Below are 19,001 nucleotides of genomic sequence, written 5' to 3' on the forward strand. Positions count from 1 at the left end.
GGTGATCCTGCCTTAGAGGGTCAATGCTTCGGCGTCGGCCAGCGCGATGGCGTCCGGCATGTCGCCGCGCAGGATGGCGATCCGCTTGATGAGTTCGGACAGACCCTGGAGAGCCAGCAGCCCGAAGCCCAGCGGGATCAGCGCCCAGACGGGCCAAAGCAAGAGTCCGCCGGTGTTGTTGGAGATTTCGCCGCTGATGAACTTGGAGGTCACGCGCGGCCAGGACAGATAGATCGTGATGAGGCAGAACGGGAAGAGGAAGAACAGCGTGCCGAGGATCTCGATCCACAGCTGCGTCCGGCGCGACAGGCGGCCATAGACGAGGTCGACCTTGACGTGCTCGTTGTTCAGCAGCGTGTAGCCGGCCGCCACCAGGAAACCCGCCGAAAACAGGTACCACTGCGCTTCGAGCCAGGCGTTGGAGCTCATGTTGAAAAGCTTGCGGGTCGTGGCGTTGACCGCGCTGATGACGATCGCCAGCAGGATCAGCCAGGAAACCGCCTTGCCGATAAACGTGTTCGCCGCGTCGATGAAACGCGACAGCGCCAGCAGCCCAGACATATCAGTATCCTCCCAAAGCCCTGTCGGAAGAGCCATGGATGCACTGGTACGTCCCGTGTTTTAGCAGAACAAGCTGAGGTTGGCGGCAAGTGAGGCCTGCTACCCAGAAATGGGTAGATCCGGTCGCGTGCCGGTTGCCGACAATCCATTTTCCAGGACGTAGCGGGTCAGGCCTGCGGTCGTTGCGATGCCGAGCTTCTTCTTGATGTTCTTGCGATGCGTCTCCGCCGTTGCCGGCGATATCGACAACGCATCGGCAATGTCGCGATTGCTGCTCCCGGCCGCAAGCCTGATCAGCACGTCGCGCTCTCGAGACGTCAGCCTGTCGTCGCTCTCTTGTCGCCTGCCCGCAAGCAATGCGTCTGAAACTCCCGACGAGAAGTAGGTGCCGCCGGCTGCGACCGTTTCGATCGCCGCAACGATCTCTTCCGTTGGGACGTCCTTCAGGATGTAGCCGGAGGCGCCCCGCATTACCGATGCCGAAATATATTCGCGGTTGTCGTGCATGGAGAGCATCAGGATACGGGTGTCGGGGACTGCCGACTTGAACAGCTCGATGGCATCGATGCCGTTCATCTTGGGCATGTTGATGTCCATCAGCACCACCTGCGGCAGAGTGTGTCTAGCCTCCTCCAACCCTGCGATCGCATGAACCGCCGTGCCCACCACCTCAATATGGCCATAGGTATCCAGAAGCGCCTTCAGCCCCTCGAGAACCAGGGGATGGTTGTCGACCAGCAGCACCGTGATGCGGCGGGATGCCATCAGCTTGCCTCCTGCAATGGCGCGGCAGGTTGACCGGCGGATTTCGGCAGCATGGCGGTCAGTGTCGTTCCGGTATCCGAGGAGCGGACCAGGAAGATGCCGCCGAAATGCCCTATGCGTTCCTTCATGTTGCGCAGGCCGAGGCCTCGCGACATCGGCTGGTCGCCGCCGCCCGCACCGCCGAACCCCTTGCCGTTGTCGGCGATCGTCATCCGCATCCGTCCCCGCTCGCTCCACAGGCGGATCTCGACGCGGGTGGCGCCGGAATGCCGCTCGACATTGGTCAGCGCCTCCTGGGCGATGCGGTAAAGCGCGGTGCTGGCCTCCGGCTTCAGCCGGTCGGGCGTCTCCGCTTCGATGGCGACGGCGATCCCGGTTCGCTCGGCAAAGTTCTCCGTCAGCGATTTCAGCGCCGGCGTCAGACCCAGATCGTCGAGCACACGCGGCCTCAGCTCGTGCGACAGCCGCCGCACCTCCTTGATCGCTCCGTTCAATGCATCGGCGCCCCGACCGATAGCCGCTGCGGCATCGTCCGCCTGGCTGCTTGTCTTACGGCTTGCAAGATCGATGGCATAGCGCACGCCCACCAGGCTCTGCGAGATCCCGTCGTGCAGTTCGCGGGCAAGCCTTGCGCGCTCCTCTTCCTGCGTATCGATGACGCGCTGCGTCAGCGCCCTCAGCTTTTCGTCCGCAAGCCGGCGCTCGTGAAGGGTGATCCAGATGCAGGTGGCGAACACCACGAGCACGGCCGGCACGGCAATCATGGCGACGATGGTGAACGTCCGACGGATGTTCTGCCGCATGTCGGCCTTGGCGGCAGTGGTCTGGGCGTAGACGTCGTCGAGATAGACGCCGGTGCCGACCATCCAGCGCCACTTGTTCAGCCCCGCCGCAAACGACAGCTTGTCGGCCATCTCGCCGCTGGACGGTTTTTCCCATTTGTACTGGTGCAGGCCGCCGCCTTCGATCGCCTTGCCGATCAGGTTGGCAATCACCTGGTCGCCGTCCGGATCGACAAGGTCGAACCAGTTGTGTCCGGCGCGGAAGGCCTGGCGGGGATGAACAATATTGTTGCCGTCATAGTCGTAGACGAAGAAATAGCCGTCCTTGCCATAGTCGAGCGCGGTGAGGATGGACCTTACGCGGTCCTTGGCCTGTTGATCGTCCGCGCCGGCATCCTCGTAGACATCGCGTATGGCGGAAAGCGCCAGGTTGGTGAGATTGAGGAGCTCGGTCTCCTTCGCCTTCAGCATGTTGCGCTCGAAGGTCTCGATGCTGCTCTGGGCCAGTCGCGTCGATTGCCAGGTGATGAAGGCGGTGATCGTCAGGATCGCGACGACGAGCGGAACGATGGCAAGGGCGACGATCTGGTGGCGTAGGTGCACCGCTGCTTCCTCCAAGGCATTGGTCAGACTCGATGTCGGATACCACATTTCGAGAGCGGATGCCGAATAGTCGGATTGGTCTTTGCCAGCTGGCTGCTGACAAACAGGGCATTTCGGGCGCGGCGGGTGCGGGAAACGCAGCGACAGGCCGGGTCGAGCTTCGCGTGGCCTTGACTTGCCTATCTTGCTGCATAGACCTCGCCATCTGTTTTATTTCGGAGTGCGCCTGTGAAGCTTCTGGCATCCATCTCATTTTTCGTCGGTCGAACCTTTGCGGCCTGGGTCATCCTGTTTGCAGTTCTGGGTTTCTTCTTCCCCGATACGTTCAAGCAGATCGCGCCATGGATCGTCACGCTGCTGTCGATCATCATGTTCGGCATGGGTCTCACCCTATCCGTCGACGACTTCCGAGAAGTGCTGCGGCGGCCCTTTGACGTGTCGATCGGCGTGCTAGGCCAGTTCATCATCATGCCGCTGCTCGCCGTGCTGCTGACCTGGATCATCCCGATGCCGCCGGAAGTCGCCGCAGGCGTCATCCTCGTCGGCTGCTGCCCCGGCGGCACCTCGTCCAACGTCATGACCTACCTGTCGAAGGGCGACGTGGCGCTGTCGGTCGCCTGCACCTCGGTGACGACGCTCGCGGCGCCGATCGTGACGCCGTTCCTGGTCTGGATGTTTGCCAGCCAGTATCTGCCGGTCGACGGCTGGGCGATGTTCCTCAGCATCGTCAAGGTGGTGCTGGTGCCGCTGGCGCTCGGCGCGGCGCTGCAGAAGCTTTTGCCGAACCTCGTCAAGGCGGCGGTCCCTGCCCTGCCCCTCGTCAGCGTCATCGGCATCGTCCTCATCGTTTCGGCCGTCGTCGGTGCCTCGAAGGGCGCCATCGTCCAGTCCGGCCTGATGATTTTTGCGGTCGTCGTCCTGCACAACGGCCTTGGCTACCTGCTCGGTTTCTTCGCGGCCAGAGCGTCCGGCCTGTCGCTTGCCAAGCGCAAGGCGATCGCCATCGAGGTCGGCATGCAGAATTCCGGCCTCGGCGCGGCACTGGCCACCGCCTACTTCTCGCCGCTCGCCGCCGTGCCGAGCGCCATCTTCAGCGTCTGGCACAACATCTCCGGCGCGCTGCTGGCCAACTGGTTTTCGGGCCGGGTGGAGCATGTCGACAAGGCCTGACGGCTAAAGACCGGACGTTGTTCGACACGTCCGGTCGTCACCTGCAACACATCGAAACGCAATCGAACGGGCGCCTCTGTCGATCTGGCTATGATGGCTTCAACACAACGAGGTTGACGTCATGGCTCCCACACCGCTCAAACATAGCCGCGTCGCGGCACTGACTGACGCGAGGCAGGCTGAGGGCGAGGTCGTCGTCGGAATTACATCAGCGCCTGCCAGGAACCACGGACCTTGGATGCGGCGCTGGCTGCGACAGCCGCCGCAGGGACGCTGCATGGACACGCCGAAGCCGCTGCTGATCAACGGTCACACGTCGCTCGGCTGACGGCTGCTGCACGTGGTGACGTGAGACCTGTTCGAGATCGCCGGATCTCTGCTAAGAGATGAGGATGCCGTTCGAAGAGCGAAAAAAGCCCCGCATCACGCTGATCGACGTTGCGCAGCACGCCAACGTGTCGCGTGCGACCGCTTCGCTCGTCATCCGCAAGAGCCCGCTGGTCGGTGCCGAAACGCGGATGCGAGTCGAAAAGGCGATGCGAGACCTCGGCTATGTCTACAACATGGGCGCTGCCAGACTGCGGGCGGAGCGCAGCTATACCGCCGGCGTGATCGTGCCCAATCTCACCAATCCCTTCTTTGCCGAACTGCTGTCGGGCATCGAGGCCGTCATCGATGCGGCGGGGATGGTCGTGATCCTCGGCAATAGCGGTGATAGCGCCGAACGTCAGGACATGATGATGCGTCGGATGCGCGAACACAGCGTCGACGGCGTCATCATCTGCCCGGCAGCCGACACCGGACCCGAATTCATGCGGCAGTTTGCCCAGTCGGGCCTGCCGCTGGTGCAGGCTCTTCGTCACGTCTCAGACGAGTTTGACTATGCGGGCGCCGATTACGCCGGCGGCATCGCCCAGGCGGTCGATCATCTTGCGGCGCTCGGTCATCGCAGGATCGCGTTTGCCGTGCACGGTCCGGTCCACTCTGCCTACAACGAAAGGGTCGATGGCTTCCGCGACGCCATGTTGTCGCGTGGCCTCGATCCGCTACGGATCATCCGGGTGCCGAACCCCGTCGGGGAGATCGCCGGAGCAGCATCGCTGCTGTTTGACGGCCATCAGCATCCGACGGCCGTCATCTGCTTCAACGATGTCGTCGCACTGGGTCTTTCCGCCGGGCTGCACGATCGCGGACTGCGGATCGGCGAAGATATTTCTCTGATCGGTTTCGACGACGTCAGCGACGCCGAAACCATGCGCCCGCGCCTGACCTCGGTTTCGACGGCACCGGTGACGATCGGCCAGACGGCGGCGCAGTTGCTGCTCGACCGGCTGTCGGATCCGCGGCGTGAGGCTCGCAGGCTCGTGACGCGAAGTGTCCTGCACATCCGACAGACATGTGGGCTGATCGCCGTCTCCGCCCTACAATAGGCAAGGAGAGGTGTTGACGACCGGCCTCGAAAGCTTTTAGATCGATCTAAACGAAGAGGAGGTGCCGAGGAGCGCTTCCCTTTCGACAACCGCGGGGGAGGTCCCAAGTTGTACGTGTTTAACTTTGAGCCCGTGTTTGCGGGGTTCGACCAGTTGTTGCTCGGAGCCTGGCTGACCATTCAGCTGTCCGTCGCATCGATGATCCTCGGATTGATCGTTTCGGTTATCTGCGCGGCCGGCAAGACATCCGGCGTGGCGCCGCTGCGTTGGGTCATCAACGCCTATATCGAGATCATCCGCAACACGCCGTTCCTGGTGCAGATCTTCTTCATCTTCTTCGGCCTGCCATCGCTCGGCCTTCGTCTGTCGCCGGATGGCGCGGCACTTCTGGCGCTGGTCATCAATTTCGGCGCCTACGGCACGGAGATCATTCGCGCCGGCATCGAATCGATTCAGAAGGGCCAGGTCGAAGCCGGGACCGCGCTCGGCCTCTCCAAGCTTCAGGTGTTTCGTTACATCGTCATGAAGCCGGCGCTCAGAACCGTCTACCCGTCGCTGACCAGCCAGTTCATCTACCTGATGCTGACCTCAAGCGTCGTTTCGGCCATCTCCGCCGACGATCTGGCAGCTGCCGGCAATAATCTTCAGTCGCAAACGTTTGCCAGCTTCGAGGTCTATATCGTCATCACGGCGATGTACCTGGTCATGTCGATCGGCTTTTCGTTGATCTTCTCGGTTATCGAGAAGGCCGCTTTCAAATATCCCCTGAGCCGCTAGGAGCCTGACATGCCTTTGATCAGACCTTTCGGCATCAATGAATTCTGGATCATCGTCTATGCCGCACAGTGGACGATCGCACTGTCGGCGATCGCCTTTGCGGGCGGCGGCATCGGCGGGTTGTTCGTCGCCCTGATGCGGGTTTCGGATGCGCGATGGCCACGCCTGATCGCCACCGCTTTCATCCGCGTCTTCCAGGGCACGCCGCTGCTGATGCAGCTCTTCCTGGTGTTCTTCGGCATGAACATCATGGGCTTCGCGATCAATCCCTGGCTTGCTGCAACCGTCGCCCTGACGCTGCACGCCAGCGCCTTCCTCGGCGAAATCTGGCGGGGCTGCATCGACGCGGTGCCGCCTGGCCAGCGGGAGGCCGCGACCGCTCTCGGGCTGCGCTACTTCAATCGCATGCGCTACATCATCCTGCCGCAGGCATCGAAGATCGCCGTCGCGCCGACCGTCGGTTTCCTGGTGCAGCTCATCAAGGGCACATCCCTGGCGGCAATCATCGGTTTTACCGAGCTTACCCGTCAGGGGCAGATCATCAACAATGCCACTTTCAGTCCGTTCATGGTGTTCGGCACTGTGGCGGCCGTCTACTTCGTTCTGTGCTGGCCGCTGTCGGTGCTGGCGCGGCGGATGGAAGTACGATTCTCCCGCGCGACCACACGTTGACGGGATCAAACGCCGGGGGAGGACGCCGGCACAACAGCAAAGGGTAGGAACATGAATTTCTCCAGACGCATGGTGATGGCCGCAATCGGCGCGGGTTTGGTGGTCGGCGCTGCCGCTTCCACGGCTTCGGCGCAGACGGTCGAAAGCATCAAGTCCGCCGGCACGCTGAAGGTCGGCATGCTCGTCGATTTCCCGCCGTTCGGCATCATGAATACCTCCAACCAGCCTGACGGCTATGACGCCGACGTTGCCAAGCTGCTCGGCCAGGAATGGGGCGTGACGGTTCAGATCGTGCCGGTCACCGGGCCAAACCGCATTCCCTACCTGCAGAGCAACCAGGTTGATCTTCTCGTCGCCTCGCTCGGCATCACCGAGGAGCGTGCCAAGAGCGTCGATTTCTCGCAGCCCTACGCCGGCATCTCGATCGGCGTGTTCGGCGCCACCGGCACGAGCGTCTCGAAGGCGGAGGATCTTTCCGGCAAGACCGTCGGCGTGGCGCGTGCCTCGACGCAGGATACCGCCGTCACCAAGGTGGCGCCGAAGGATGCAAAGATCCAGCGTTTCGATGATGATGCCAGTGCCGTACAGGCCCTGCTGTCCGGTCAGGTCGAACTGATCGGCGTCTCCAACGTCGTCGCCGCACAGATCGAGAAGGCCGCGCCGGGTCGTTTCGATCAGAAGCTGCAGCTTAGCCAGCAGGTTCAGGGGATTGCCGTGCGCAAAGGATCCACCGAACTGCTGACGGCCGTCAACGGCTTCATCGACAAGGCGAAGGCAAGCGGCGAACTCAACAAGATCCACGAAAAGTGGCTCGGTGCGCCGCTGCCTGACTTCGTAGCCACCAAGAAGTAAGCACCCGATCATCGAAAGGAGGTCCTCGCATGAGTGAAGTTGGAACGAACGCAGCGACGGATGTGCGAGGAGCTTCCGACCTCGTGGTGCGGATGGAAGGCGTCAACAAATGGTATGGCGCCTTCCACGCCCTGAAGGACATCGATCTCTCCGTCCAGCGCGGCGAGCGGATCGTCATCTGCGGCCCCTCCGGGTCGGGCAAGTCGACGCTGATACGCTGCATCAACCAGCTGGAAACGATCCAGAAGGGCAGGATTGTCGTCGACGGCCATGACCTGACGGCAGGCGGCAAGAACGTCGACATCGTCCGGCAGGAAACCGGCATGGTGTTCCAGCAGTTCAACCTCTTCCCGCACATGACCGTGCTGGAGAACTGCACCCTTGCGCCGATGAAGGTGCGGGGCACCTCCAGGGTCGAGGCCGAACAGATCGCTCGCCGGTACCTGGAGCGGGTCCGGATCCCCGAACAGGCCGACAAGTACCCTGCCCAGCTGTCGGGTGGACAGCAGCAGCGCGTCGCGATTGCCCGGGCGCTCTGCATGAACCCGAAGATCATGCTGTTCGACGAGCCGACCTCGGCACTCGATCCGGAAATGGTCAAGGAGGTGCTCGACACGATGATCGACCTCGCCAGCGAGGGAATGACCATGCTGTGCGTCACCCACGAGATGGGCTTTGCGCGCCAGGTGGCCGACAGGGTGATCTTCATGGACCGTGGCGAGATCCTCGAAACCGGCACGCCCGAGGCGTTCTTCGGAGATCCGAAGAACGAGCGGCTGAAAACCTTCCTTGGCCAGATTTCCTGATCCGTAACAATCCTCACAGTGGATGCAGACATGAAACCCGAAGTCCTGCTGCTTGAACCGATGATGGCGCCGTTCGAGGAACGGCTGGAAGCTCTCTACACGGTGCACCGGCTGTACGATCCGGCGCAGGTGTCATCAATTGAAACGGCGCTGCCGAATATCCGCGGCGTGGTGACCGGCGGCGGCACCGGGATCTCCAACGAGTGGATCGAGAAGCTGCCGGCTCTCGGCGTCGTCTCCGTCAACGGTGTGGGAACCGACAAGGTCGATCTCCCATTCGCCCGCAGCCGCGGCATCGATGTCGCCATCACCGCCGGCGTCCTTACCGATGACGTCGCAGATATTGGCATCGCGCTGATGCTGGCTGTGCTCCGGCACGTACCGTGCGGCGACGCCTATGTTCGTGGCGGCCAGTGGGGTAACGAGCCGTTTCCGCTCGGTACAAGCCCGACGGGCAAGCGCGTCGGCATTCTCGGGCTCGGGCAGATCGGCAAGGCTTTTGCCCGTCGTGCGGAGGCCTTCGGCATGCAGGTTCGCTACTGGAACCGGTCACCGGTGGCGGATACGCCGTGGAAGTCCTGCGCATCGCCGGTCGAACTGGCGGCAGACAGTGACGTGCTTTGCGTTGCGATCGCCGCAAGTGCTGCGACCAGTAAAGTGGTCGACTCGGAGGTTCTGCGGGCGCTTGGCTCAAAGGGTTTCGTCGTCAACATCGCCCGGGGCACGGTCATCGACGAGGATGCGCTTCTTGCGGCGCTGAACGACGGATCCATTGCCGGCGCCGGCCTAGACGTGTTCGTCAATGAGCCGAACATCCGCGAGGAATTCTTCACCGCGCCGAACACGGTGCTGATGCCGCACCAGGGGAGCGCGACGATCGAAACGCGGCTTGCCATGGGCGAGATGGTGCTCGCCAACCTGGCCGCGCATTTCGGCGGCGAGACGCCGGCGACCACCGTCAACTGACAGGACATTCGAATGATCATTCGCCAGGCCTTTTTCGAAGGCACTATCCGTGAGGGACAGGAGGAGGCTTTCAAAGCCTATGTCCGCAACAGACTGATGCCGATGTGGCTCGCCTTCCCAGGGATCCGCGAAGTGCGGGTGCTCTACCACATCGAGCGGGACGAAGGCGCTCCAAGCTACCCGATGGTGCTGTCGACCATGTATGACAGCCGCGAGGCGCTGGCCGTCGCGCTGGATTCACCGATCCGCTACGAGAGCCGTGAAGTCACCAAAGGCCTGCTCGAGATGTTCGACGGTCACATCCACCATCACGTGTTCGACCTGGCGCTCGGTTGAGTGGGGGAAGAGATCGGCGGCAGCTTCTGTTATCCTGCTGACAAGTAAGGCGGATAGGACCGTCGGCTGATTCCCTCCGATCGGACAGTGCAGATATCATGACGCCTTCAAACTCCGGCCTTTTCATCCGACACCAGGATTTTCAAACCCGCCTCAAGTGGCATCGCCTTCGCCGCCACCCGGGCGATCCGCTGTTCTCGCCGGCCGTCATGGCTGACGGTTTCAAGCTCGGGGCATCGATGGAAATCGATCTGCGGGTGCGTGCCGACGGCGGATTCGCGGTCCTGCATGACGAGGTGCTCGAGGGCGAGACTACCGGTCGCGGCCCGGTTCGGGAGACGGTCGCCGGAGACTTCGATGGCTTGATGATGCTCGACGGCGCAAACCCTGCCATGCTGAGCGAGGAGCTTGCCGGGCTGATCGCCGACGCGCATCCGGACGCCCTGCTGCAGTTCGACATGAAGGACGGTCTCGACCGCATCGGCGAACGCGGCATCGATCACCTCAGAGACTACTTCAGTGGATCCCTTAGCCGGCTTATCGTCAGTGGCTCCGACCTTCCGCTAATTATCGCGCTCAGGCAATGCATGCCCGATCTGAAGCGCGGTATCGATCCTACAGACAAGCTGGTCGAGATCCAGCGCCAGGATGGATGGGCCGCTGTCGAGTGCGAGCTCGTGGCCGATGTTGGAGGTCCGACCGAGCCCGAAACCATCTATCTGTCGTGGCAATTGCTGCTCCACGCAGCCAAAAACGGTCTCGACCTGATCGGGCTCTGCCATCGGCACGGAAAGGTCGTCGACGCGTGGACCTACAATCTGCAAGCTCCGGAGGCGGGCTTCACCGATCCGGAGTGGGCGGAATTCTCAGCGCTGATGGCGTTGCGACCAGACCAGATCACCACCGACGGAGCGCCCGCCATGGAGCGCGCCTGGCTGCAGCGCAGCGGCTCGGCCGCGCCCGTAATCTAGGCCGGCTCGAACGCCTCTCTTTCCGTCTCGACCAGGAATGACAGTGCCTGCGCCAGCCCCGGCGCGCAGGCAAAGACTGGCCCACCCTCGGCGAGAAGCCTTTCGACCGGTGGAATGGCGACTTGAGCGCCAGCCTCGCGGGCGATGACCGCCCCGGCCAGCACGTCCCAGGGTGACAGATGGCGTTCGTAGTAGAGATCCGCCACGCCTTCCGCGACCCGGACAAGGCCGATGGCCGCGGCACCCATGCGGCGATAGTCCATCCCGGTGTCAAAGAGGCGGCGGGATACCGCGAGGTAATCCTCGAAATCGGTCCGCCGCGAGTGACCGAGAATGGCGATGCCGCGGGCCGGGTCCGTGGTCCTCGCGGCTCTGATCGGCTTGCCGTCGCGCAGGGCCCCCTCGCCGCTTATCGCGCTGAACACCACATCACGCGTCGCGTCATAGATCACGCCGACCAGGATGTCCTTGCCGGAAACGAATGCGATAGACACGCCCCAGTGGCGGAAGCCGCGGATGAAATTGGTGGTGCCGTCGATCGGATCGACGACCCAGGTACCGGGAGGGGTATCGGTCCGCGCCGTCTGAGGGCGGGCGCTGCCGCCCTCCTCGCCCATGAAGGCATCGTCTGGGAAGCTTTCCTGAAGCGCAGCGCGGATCGTCTGTTCGGCACGCTTGTCGGCGACGGTGACGAAATCCTGCAGGCCCTTGTTTTCGACAGCCAGCTCCTCGCTGCCGGCATCGGCTCTGAAGGCGGCGGCGTCCCGTCCGACCCTTCGGGCCACGGCGATTGCAAGTTGGGCACGCTGACGCAGTGCGGCAGTATCGAATGCGAATGTCATCAGGCACTTCTTCTGTTGATAAAGGTTGTCGGTGTGAATTCCACACGGGCGACGGCCTCCGGATCGGAAATTCGGGTTGTCAGGAGATCGATGACCTGCTCGGCCTGGATATCGCAGGGCTGCAGGAAAGTGGTCAGGTCGTAGGCACCCCAGGCCGCCTGGGGGATGTCATCGTGGCCGATCACCCGGACCGAGCCGTCGCGCCGGCCGGCATCGCTGAGGCCATCCAGAACGCCGCAGGCCATGTAGTCGTTGACGGAAAAGATGCCGTCGATGCCGAGGTCGAGCAGGGTCGGCACGACCTCGCGCCCGCAGCGGTAGTCGTTCTGTGCCACCGGCACGAGCGCTCCATCGATGCCGCTTGCCGCACAGCGTGCCCGGAACGCCTCGGCACGACGGCGCGACGAATAGGATATTGCCGTGCCAGCGACCACCGCCAGCCTCCGAGCGCCCGCCTGCACGAGGTGATCGGCTGCGAGGTAGCCCGAATTGCGGTCGTCGCAGACGACGCGATCGACGAAGGGATAGTCCTCGCCCTTGTTGATGAGCACGATCGGCACGCCCTCGGCGGCGCATTCCTCGCAGATGTGCGATGGCGGCGCGTCGGAAGTCACGATGACCCCCGAGACCGCATAGTGCAGCAGCTGCCCGATGACCGTGGCGCTGTCGGCTTCCTTCGAGGTCGGCAGCAGGATGGGCCGGTAGTTGCGGGCGATCAGCGCCCGGGCCAGATGCTCGAGCTGCTGGGTGCGGAACGGGTTATCGAGCCCGGCGGCGACAAGTCCGACGAAATCGGACCGCTTGTTGGTGAGGCCGCGGGCGAGGTAATTCACCCGGTAGCCGAGATCCCTCGCCGCCTGATGAACCTTCTCGCGGGTCTTTTCGGAGACGCTGGCATCGGGGGTGAAGGTGCGCGACACCGCGGCACGCGACACGCCGGCAGCACGCGCGACATCGTGCGAGGTAACCCGCCTCGCCGGACGCTCAAGGGAACCGGTTTGCCTGGGTTGCATCAAATCCGGCAGATTGGTGCAGATGCCGAGGACCGGCAGCACCATGATCTGCGCCAGAACGTCGGGCCGCTCCTCATGCCAGAGAACGACCTCCCGGCCCTGCGAGAAGACCTGCTTCAGCAGGTCGTCGGTCACCAGTTGCTGTGGCGTGTCACCGGCGCGTTCCCAGCACAGATGCAGGATATCGGCGCCCGCTTCATCGCCCAGTCCATGCGGATCGGCACCGACCCGAACCAGCACCGACAGGGGATAATCACAGCCCAGGTCGCGCAGTTCTCGCACCTGCTTCACGTCGAACGAGCCGAAACAGGCAAACCGCTGTCCCATCGCCTGAAGGTGGCGCCAGCACAGCGGACCGGTTCCGGCGCGCTTCAACTCCACATAGAGGCCGCAGCTGGTCTGGAGGGCGAGCGTTGCTACCTCGTCAAAGCTCGGCACCTCGGGCACCGCCTCTCGCAGCTGCTCAAAGCTCAGCTGCGAGATATGCAGATCGGCACCGAACGCGCGCTCAAGGTGATCGTCATGCGAGACGACGACCACACCGTCGGCGGTCAGCTGCGTGTCGATCTCCCACATCTCGGCGCCCAGTTCGGCAGCGCGCCGGAAGGCAATGAGCGTGTTCTCCACCGCGTGACCGCTCGCGCCGCGATGGGCAATGCAGAACGGCAGGCGGCGGTTCTCCGGCCAGCCGAAACGGCTGAAGAAGGCTGAAAGATCACGTTGCGTTCCGGCCATTTCGCTCGCCCTGGTCAAAGCCTCTCGCCATCCTCGGCAAACACGAACACGGCCTTGCTGTCGATATGCCAGCGAACGCTGTCGCCGACTGCCACAGTTCGCCCGGAGGGCTGGATCGAACGCAGCACCGAGCCGTCCGCCAATGTCACGTCATAGAGGTTTTCACGCCCTTGCGTCTCGGCAAACGTCACCGTTCCCTCGATCGCCACGTTGCCCTGGGGGCCAAAATCCTCCGGCCGAACGCCGAGCGTCAGAGCGGTGCCGTCGGCGATCCCGTCCAGGGCCACCAGCGGAATACGCAGGCCAAGTGGTGTCATCGTAAATGCACCCTCGTTTGCGACGCCCTTGAGGAAGGAGATCGGCGGGTTGCCGAGGAAGCCGGCAACGAAGGCGGTGCGCGGGTTCCGATACATGTCCGACGGCGTAGCGATCTGGACGATCTCGCCCTTCTTCATGATGGCGATGCGGTCGCACATCGACATTGCCTCGACCTGATCGTGGGTGACGAGCACGGCGGTAATGCCGGTTTCCCGCTGGATGCGACGGATCTCGGAGCGCATCTCCAGCCGAAGCTTGGCGTCGAGGTTAGCAAGCGGCTCGTCGAGCAACAGCACGTCCGGCCTGCGCACCAGGGCGCGTGCCAAGGCGACACGCTGCTGCTGGCCGCCAGACAGCTGGCCCGGGCGACGCTCCAGCAGCTCGGAAATATGCGTCAGCTCGGCGATCGCCCGCACGGCGCGGTCGATGTCCGCCCTGCTGTCGCGACGGACGGTCAGCGGGAAGGCGATGTTCTCGAATATGCTCAGATGCGGGTAGAGGGCATAGTTCTGAAACACCACACCGACATTGCGTTTCTGGCTCGGCAGATGGCTGACGTCGCGATCGCCGAACAGGATGCGGCCGCCATTCATGCGGTGGATGCCGCAGATCGTGAACAGCGTCGTTGATTTGCCACAGCCGGACGGCCCCAGAAGCGCCAGCATTTCGCCGTCTTCGATCGTCAGGTTCATGTTGTCGATGACCGGTGTGTCGTCGAACGTCTTGGTGAAATTGCGGATGGAGATCTGCATTAGCCCTTGGTGCCTCCGCCGAAGATGTTCATCAGCCGGTTCTGGAACAGCACGAAGAGCGCCAGAACCGGGAGCGTATAGAACAGCCCGACCGACTTGAAGATGTTGAAGTTGTAGGTGCTGGAATTGGGATCGGAGACGGTGTTGAGATACATCGACAGGACTTCGAAATCCGCCGATGGCGCAAGGATCCGCGGCAGCATGTACTCGCTCCAGCCGTCGATAAAGGCGAAGATGGCCAGCGACAGGAGGCCCGGTTTGACCTGCGGCAGGATCAGTCGCCGCCAGACGGTGAAACGGGATGCCCCATCCTGTACGCCGGCCATTTCGATCTCCCACGGCACGGCATCGTAGAAGCCCTTCATGATCCAGATCCCGAACGGCAGCATCAGGCTCGACTTTACCAGGATGACGCCGATCAGCGAGTTGTAGAGGCCGGCGAACTGCAGCACGAGGAAGACGCCGATGATGAGGGTGACGGAAGGGAAGGCATGCATGACCATGATGCCGGAAAGTACGAAGCGGCGGAACGGCAGGGCCAGACGCGAGAGCGCATAACCGGCTGTCGCCGAGACGCTGACGACGATCACCGCCATGCTGACGGCAAACAGAAAGGTGGTCAGCGTCGGCTTCCAGACATCGCCGGTGATCGTCGGGTCGATCAGGAACCGCCAGTGCTCAAGGGTGAGGGCGTTGGGCAGGATCGATCCTGGGGCCGTGTTGCTGAACGTGTCGACGACCAGGAACAGGTACATGATTGCCAGCGGCAGGCTCAGCATGGTGAGCAGCAGGATAACCGGCCAGGCTGCGAAGTTGCGTGTCATGGCCGTTCCTCAGAATTCGATCTTGGGCTTCGACATCATGTCGTCGAAGCGGAACAGACGCAGGTAGACGACGGAGAGCAGCAGCCCGACGGCGACGAGCACCAGCGCCATGGCGGCACCCAGTCCGTATTGCAGATTGCCGGTATAGTTGTTGAGCGCGGTCTTGAAGGCTTCCAGTGCCCAGACCGTCGTCGTGCTGCCGGGCCCGCCATTGGTGGTCAGCCAGATCTCCTGGTAGGAGGACAGAAGCGACAGCGTCTGGTAGCTGGTGACGAACAGGATCGGCCAGCGCATCTGCGGCAGGATGATGTAGCGGATCTGCTGCCATCGACTGGCGCCATCGACCTCGCTCGCCCACAGCTGCTGGCTTGGGATGGCCTTCAAGGCGCCGGAAAACAGGATCATGCCGAACGAGGCGCCGACGAAGCCGTTGACCAGGATGACCACGGTCCAGGCGCTCTCCACCGACCCCTTCATGTAGTTGAAGGCGGGCAGGCCCAGATGGCTGGCGACGTTGAAGAGGAAGCCGTCTTCCCAGGTCATCCACTTCCACAGCACGGTGTAGAGAACCACTGGCGTGATGCGCGGCAGAAGCCACAGCACGCTGAAAAATCCGGCGCCCGTGGGCGGCAGATAGAAGGTGGTGATCGCCAGGAACAGGCCGACCAGCACGTTGAAGGCGAGGGTCACCGCCACGTAGAAGACGGTGTTGGCGACGATCCTCCAGGTGTCCGGCGTCGATGCCAGATGGGTGAAGTTCTCGCTCGTCCAGGTCCAGCCCGTATAGCTGGCATCGGCGATTCTTGCGACTGTGGCCGCAGGCGCGTCAGGCAGCATCGTCGACAGGGCGGCATTCATGTCGGCGCGGCCCGCGTAGCGCTGGTTGAGGACCGACTGCTCGAACGACGCTGCGGCGATCTTGAGGTCGCGGATCCTGCTCGGACGCGACGGCAGGGCTTTCAATTCCTTCTCGAAGTCGGTCGCGCTGGAGAAGGATCGACCGTTCAACCGCTCGTCGATCTCCAAGATCAGCTTGGGATCGACCTTGGCCACGCGCGCCCTGTCGAGGCCGGCACCGTCGATCCGGTAGATCGACTGGCCGAGCCTGTCCAGGGTTCTGCGATCGAGGCCTTCTTCGCCCAGGGCGCGCAACAGGTTGCCGGTGACGACGTAGGAGCCGCCGGTGATGCCGGTCGCGGTGCTCATATTGGTGAAGGCAAAGACGCTGGTGAGGATCGCCGGCAGGAAGAAGAAGCCGAACAGCAGCACGAGCGCCGGCGCCATGAAGGCAAGGCCGAGCAGGTTTGCCCTGAGAGAGCTGAAGATGCGCATGGGACACCGGATATGGCAGGAGAGACCGGGCGGAGAAGCTCCGCCCGGTCGAGGGATGATCAGCGGATGATGATCTTGTCGCCAAGTGCGGCACGCACTTCCGCTTCGACCGCCTTGACGGCGTCGGCGACGGAAGAGGTCTTCGTCCAGGAGGCTTCGAGCCCCTTGTACATCGCCTTCCAGTAGACGCCGAAATCGCTGTTGTTGGGGATCGCGTTGGCGTGCGGCAGCAGGCTTTCGGTGGCGATCGTCGTCCAGCGGTCATTGGCATAGAGTGGAATGCCGGCCTCGGCCGAGCCGATCGCCAGGTGGCCCGATTTCACCGCGTGCAGCGCGTTGATGTGCGGCTCCGATGCGATGGTGATCAGTTCGGCTGCAAGCGTCGCATCCTCGTCGGTGCCGCCGGTGGACAGCAGGTAGACGAGCGGATGGGTGATCGTGTTGGCGCGGCCTTTGTCGTTGCCGGCCGGCACGAGGCTGTACTGCATCTGGCCGAAGAAGTCCTTCATGCCCCACTTGGCTTCCCATTCGGCCTTGTGCCAAGTGCCGCCATGGGTGATGCCGGCCTTGTCGCCGGCGACGGCCTGGTGCCAGGTGTCCCAGGTCATGCCGAGATAGGTGGCCGGCACGACGCCCTTGGCGACGGCATCGGCAAAGAACTGGTACATGCCGGTCAGCGCCGTTCGGTCGAGCACCAGCTTGCCGGATTCGGCGTCCGCCAGTTCGCCGCCGAAGCTCTGGTAGAACTGCCAGTAGTCGGTGCCGTTGTTGGGCCGCGGCATGAAGCCCTTGCCCGGCTCGACCACCTTGGCGTCCTGCATCTTCTTGGCGTCGTCGAGCATCGAGTAGAGCGTGTATTCGCCGCGCTCGACCTTGCCCGGAAGCGCATCGATATCGGTTTCCGAATAGCCGATCGCCTTGAGGTGGCTGCGCGAGAAGTAGAATGCGCGCGCCTCGGCATCCTGCGGGATGCCCCAGATGCGGCCGTCGTAGGATGAGACAGCGATGAGGTTCGGATAGAGCTGGTTGAGCGGCCATGCGCCGAAATCGACGTAATCCTGGATCGGGCGCAACAGGCCCGACTGCGACCATGGGCCGATGTCCTCGTGGCCGGTGACGATGATGTTCGGCGCCTTCTTGGATTCGGCCGCCAGCGTTACGGCCTGCTTGAAATCGTCCCAGCCGTTCCAGGCCTGTCCATCCACGGTAATCTTGAGATCTTCGCCGCGAATGGCGGCTTCGCGCTCGACGAGGTCGGCAGCCATCTTGATGGCTTCGATGCGGTAGTTGTTGGTCGGTCCGGTGCCGCCGGCCCAGACTGAGATGGTGACGTCTCTCGCCTCGGCAAGGACGGCGGTGGATGCCAGCAGCATTGATGCCAGCACGACGGATTTGAGGCGCGGAAGTACGGTCATGGTGTGGTCCCCCGAAGAGCGATCCTGCATTTCGTCGACCTTGGTGAGAGCAGCACGCCCGGTCCGAAAAGCAACGAGTTGATCCTGAACAGGGCGGACCCTAGAGCCGCTTCACAACAGCCGAATGACAAAATGCACACGTGTACATTTTGTCATTCGGGCGTTTCCTGGAGGGGTGCAGCAGGACCTGGATGGCGTGCAATCCGAGCCACATGGGCGGCCGCGGGCCTTCCCCTAGCGAAACCAAAGCCAGCGGCGGTGCCAAGCGAGCAAACGGTATGAAGAATCGCCGCAATATGGGCGGCTATCGCCGGCACGTCCGATCGGATGCGATCAGGGCTGCAGTCCGGCGCAACGGGCGGTATTGCGGATGTGGCCTTCCATCTCCCGACGGGCGAGCGCGGCGTCGTTTTCGCTCAGCGCCGCGATGATCCGCCGATGCTCGGCAATGGAATCGCGCATCCGCTGCGGATCGGTGATGGGTATCGGCTGGCGCTGCGTTTCCGTCACCTGGTCACGGACGTTCTGGTAGAGCGCCCTGAGCATCGCATTGGAGCATGCCGAGACGATGATGCCGTGAAATTCCAGGTCGGCCTCGACATTGTCGAGAAGATCCTGGCCGGCCCAGCATTCCTCCATGGTCTGCGTCGCCTTCTCCATCTTCTCGAGCTGCAGCTGGGTCAGCCGACCCGCGGAAAGCCGGGCGATCTCGCCCTCGAGCAGGATGCGGGTCTGGAAGACGTCGAAGACTGAGTAGCTGTCGGAATAGCGCCACGGCGCCATGTGCGCGCCGCTCTGGCTTTCGCCCTCGGCAGGCGTTGCGACAAAGGTGCCCCGTCCCATCTCGGTCTTCAGCAGGCCGAGCGTTTCGAGGGTCAGCAGCGCCTCCCGCAGCGACGCCCGACTGACGCCGAGGGTCTGCGAGAACTCCCGCTGCGAGGGGATCTTTTCACCGGCCTTCAGCACGCCGCTGCGGATCATCGTCTGGATTTCGCGGGCCACCGATTGCGGTACGAGCGTCTTGCTTAACATCGAGATTTCCAATCAGGCTGCGGGACCGCAGCGGCCGATCTATTTTT

The 19,001-nt window shown here is 63.0% G+C and carries 19 protein-coding genes and 1 pseudogene; 9 read left to right on the forward strand and 11 right to left on the reverse strand.

Features of this window, described 5'->3' with window-relative positions; all coding sequences use genetic code 11:
- Window positions 1-12: 12 nt before the first annotated feature.
- The 3 genes from AAIH46_RS20045 to AAIH46_RS20055 form a co-directional block, all read right to left on the reverse strand.
- Window positions 13-561: a TRAP transporter small permease subunit gene (locus tag AAIH46_RS20045; protein WP_430307838.1), complete on the reverse strand. Its 549-nt coding sequence runs from the start codon at window positions 559-561 to the stop codon at window positions 13-15.
- 99 nt (window positions 562-660) lie between these two features.
- Entirely contained in the window at window positions 661-1,326 is a 666-nt protein-coding gene (locus tag AAIH46_RS20050; protein WP_430307839.1) for a response regulator, read from the reverse strand.
- A complete protein-coding gene (locus AAIH46_RS20055; protein ID WP_430307840.1) occupies window positions 1,326-2,711 on the reverse strand; it encodes a cache domain-containing protein in 1,386 nt (461 codons plus the stop codon). The genes AAIH46_RS20050 and AAIH46_RS20055 overlap by 1 nt, the downstream gene beginning before the upstream one ends.
- A gap of 228 nt (window positions 2,712-2,939) precedes the next feature.
- On the opposite strand from AAIH46_RS20055, the gene AAIH46_RS20060 reads away from it, so the two are divergent.
- The 9 genes from AAIH46_RS20060 (at window position 2,940) to AAIH46_RS20100 (ending at window position 10,691) form a co-directional block, all read left to right on the forward strand.
- Window positions 2,940-3,881 (forward strand): bile acid:sodium symporter family protein, encoded by a 942-nt coding sequence (locus AAIH46_RS20060; protein ID WP_430307841.1) that lies wholly within the window; start codon window positions 2,940-2,942, stop codon window positions 3,879-3,881.
- Between the two features lie 392 nt (window positions 3,882-4,273).
- Window positions 4,274-5,311, forward strand: coding sequence for a LacI family DNA-binding transcriptional regulator (locus AAIH46_RS20065; protein ID WP_430307842.1), 1,038 nt, complete (start codon window positions 4,274-4,276; stop codon window positions 5,309-5,311).
- A gap of 108 nt (window positions 5,312-5,419) precedes the next feature.
- Entirely contained in the window at window positions 5,420-6,088 is a 669-nt protein-coding gene (locus tag AAIH46_RS20070; protein WP_430307843.1) for an amino acid ABC transporter permease, read from the forward strand.
- 15 nt (window positions 6,089-6,103) lie between these two features.
- Window positions 6,104-6,760 carry an amino acid ABC transporter permease gene (locus AAIH46_RS20075; protein WP_430307947.1) on the forward strand — a complete coding sequence of 219 codons (657 nt, stop codon included), beginning with the start codon at window positions 6,104-6,106 and terminating at the stop codon, window positions 6,758-6,760.
- Window positions 6,761-6,811: 51 nt separating this feature from the next.
- Complete coding sequence (locus AAIH46_RS20080; protein WP_430307844.1) at window positions 6,812-7,612, forward strand: transporter substrate-binding domain-containing protein; 801 nt, start codon at window positions 6,812-6,814, stop codon at window positions 7,610-7,612.
- 92 nt (window positions 7,613-7,704) lie between these two features.
- Window positions 7,705-8,418: an amino acid ABC transporter ATP-binding protein gene (locus AAIH46_RS20085; protein ID WP_430307948.1), complete on the forward strand. Its 714-nt coding sequence runs from the start codon at window positions 7,705-7,707 to the stop codon at window positions 8,416-8,418.
- 30 nt (window positions 8,419-8,448) lie between these two features.
- Window positions 8,449-9,384: a 2-hydroxyacid dehydrogenase gene (locus tag AAIH46_RS20090; protein ID WP_430307845.1), complete on the forward strand. Its 936-nt coding sequence runs from the start codon at window positions 8,449-8,451 to the stop codon at window positions 9,382-9,384.
- A 12-nt stretch (window positions 9,385-9,396) separates the two neighbouring features.
- Window positions 9,397-9,720 (forward strand): hypothetical protein, encoded by a 324-nt coding sequence (locus tag AAIH46_RS20095; RefSeq protein WP_430307846.1) that lies wholly within the window; start codon window positions 9,397-9,399, stop codon window positions 9,718-9,720.
- 98 nt (window positions 9,721-9,818) lie between these two features.
- Window positions 9,819-10,691 carry a glycerophosphodiester phosphodiesterase gene (locus tag AAIH46_RS20100; RefSeq protein WP_430307847.1) on the forward strand — a complete coding sequence of 291 codons (873 nt, stop codon included), beginning with the start codon at window positions 9,819-9,821 and terminating at the stop codon, window positions 10,689-10,691.
- Here AAIH46_RS20100 and AAIH46_RS20105 read toward each other — a convergent pair.
- The 8 genes and pseudogenes from AAIH46_RS20105 to AAIH46_RS20140 all read right to left on the reverse strand — a co-directional run bounded on the left by AAIH46_RS20105 (window position 10,688) and on the right by AAIH46_RS20140 (window position 18,954).
- Complete coding sequence (locus AAIH46_RS20105; RefSeq protein ID WP_430307848.1) at window positions 10,688-11,533, reverse strand: inositol monophosphatase family protein; 846 nt, start codon at window positions 11,531-11,533, stop codon at window positions 10,688-10,690. The genes AAIH46_RS20100 and AAIH46_RS20105 overlap by 4 nt on opposite strands.
- Window positions 11,533-12,546 carry a LacI family DNA-binding transcriptional regulator gene (locus AAIH46_RS20110; protein WP_430307949.1) on the reverse strand — a complete coding sequence of 338 codons (1,014 nt, stop codon included), beginning with the start codon at window positions 12,544-12,546 and terminating at the stop codon, window positions 11,533-11,535. The genes AAIH46_RS20105 and AAIH46_RS20110 overlap by 1 nt, the downstream gene beginning before the upstream one ends.
- A pseudogene (locus tag AAIH46_RS20115) lies at window positions 12,538-13,281 on the reverse strand (glycerophosphodiester phosphodiesterase); the annotation flags it as partial. The pseudogene AAIH46_RS20115 and the gene AAIH46_RS20110, both read right to left, overlap by 9 nt.
- Before the next feature lie 14 nt (window positions 13,282-13,295).
- Window positions 13,296-14,351: an ABC transporter ATP-binding protein gene (locus AAIH46_RS20120; RefSeq protein WP_430307849.1), complete on the reverse strand. Its 1,056-nt coding sequence runs from the start codon at window positions 14,349-14,351 to the stop codon at window positions 13,296-13,298.
- The gene (locus tag AAIH46_RS20125; protein ID WP_430307850.1) at window positions 14,351-15,175 is read right to left on the reverse strand and encodes a carbohydrate ABC transporter permease; all 825 of its coding nucleotides are present in this window, start codon (window positions 15,173-15,175) and stop codon (window positions 14,351-14,353) included. The genes AAIH46_RS20120 and AAIH46_RS20125 overlap by 1 nt, the downstream gene beginning before the upstream one ends.
- Before the next feature lie 9 nt (window positions 15,176-15,184).
- Window positions 15,185-16,507 (reverse strand): carbohydrate ABC transporter permease, encoded by a 1,323-nt coding sequence (locus AAIH46_RS20130; RefSeq protein WP_430307851.1) that lies wholly within the window; start codon window positions 16,505-16,507, stop codon window positions 15,185-15,187.
- 59 nt (window positions 16,508-16,566) lie between these two features.
- Entirely contained in the window at window positions 16,567-17,922 is a 1,356-nt protein-coding gene (locus AAIH46_RS20135; protein WP_430307852.1) for an ABC transporter substrate-binding protein, read from the reverse strand.
- 333 nt (window positions 17,923-18,255) lie between these two features.
- Entirely contained in the window at window positions 18,256-18,954 is a 699-nt protein-coding gene (locus AAIH46_RS20140) for a FadR/GntR family transcriptional regulator (protein WP_430307853.1), read from the reverse strand.
- Window positions 18,955-19,001 lie beyond the last annotated feature (47 nt).

It is taken from the genome of Rhizobium sp. 0TCS1.26, from assembly GCF_050455525.1.
Classification (GTDB): domain Bacteria; phylum Pseudomonadota; class Alphaproteobacteria; order Rhizobiales; family Rhizobiaceae; genus Neorhizobium.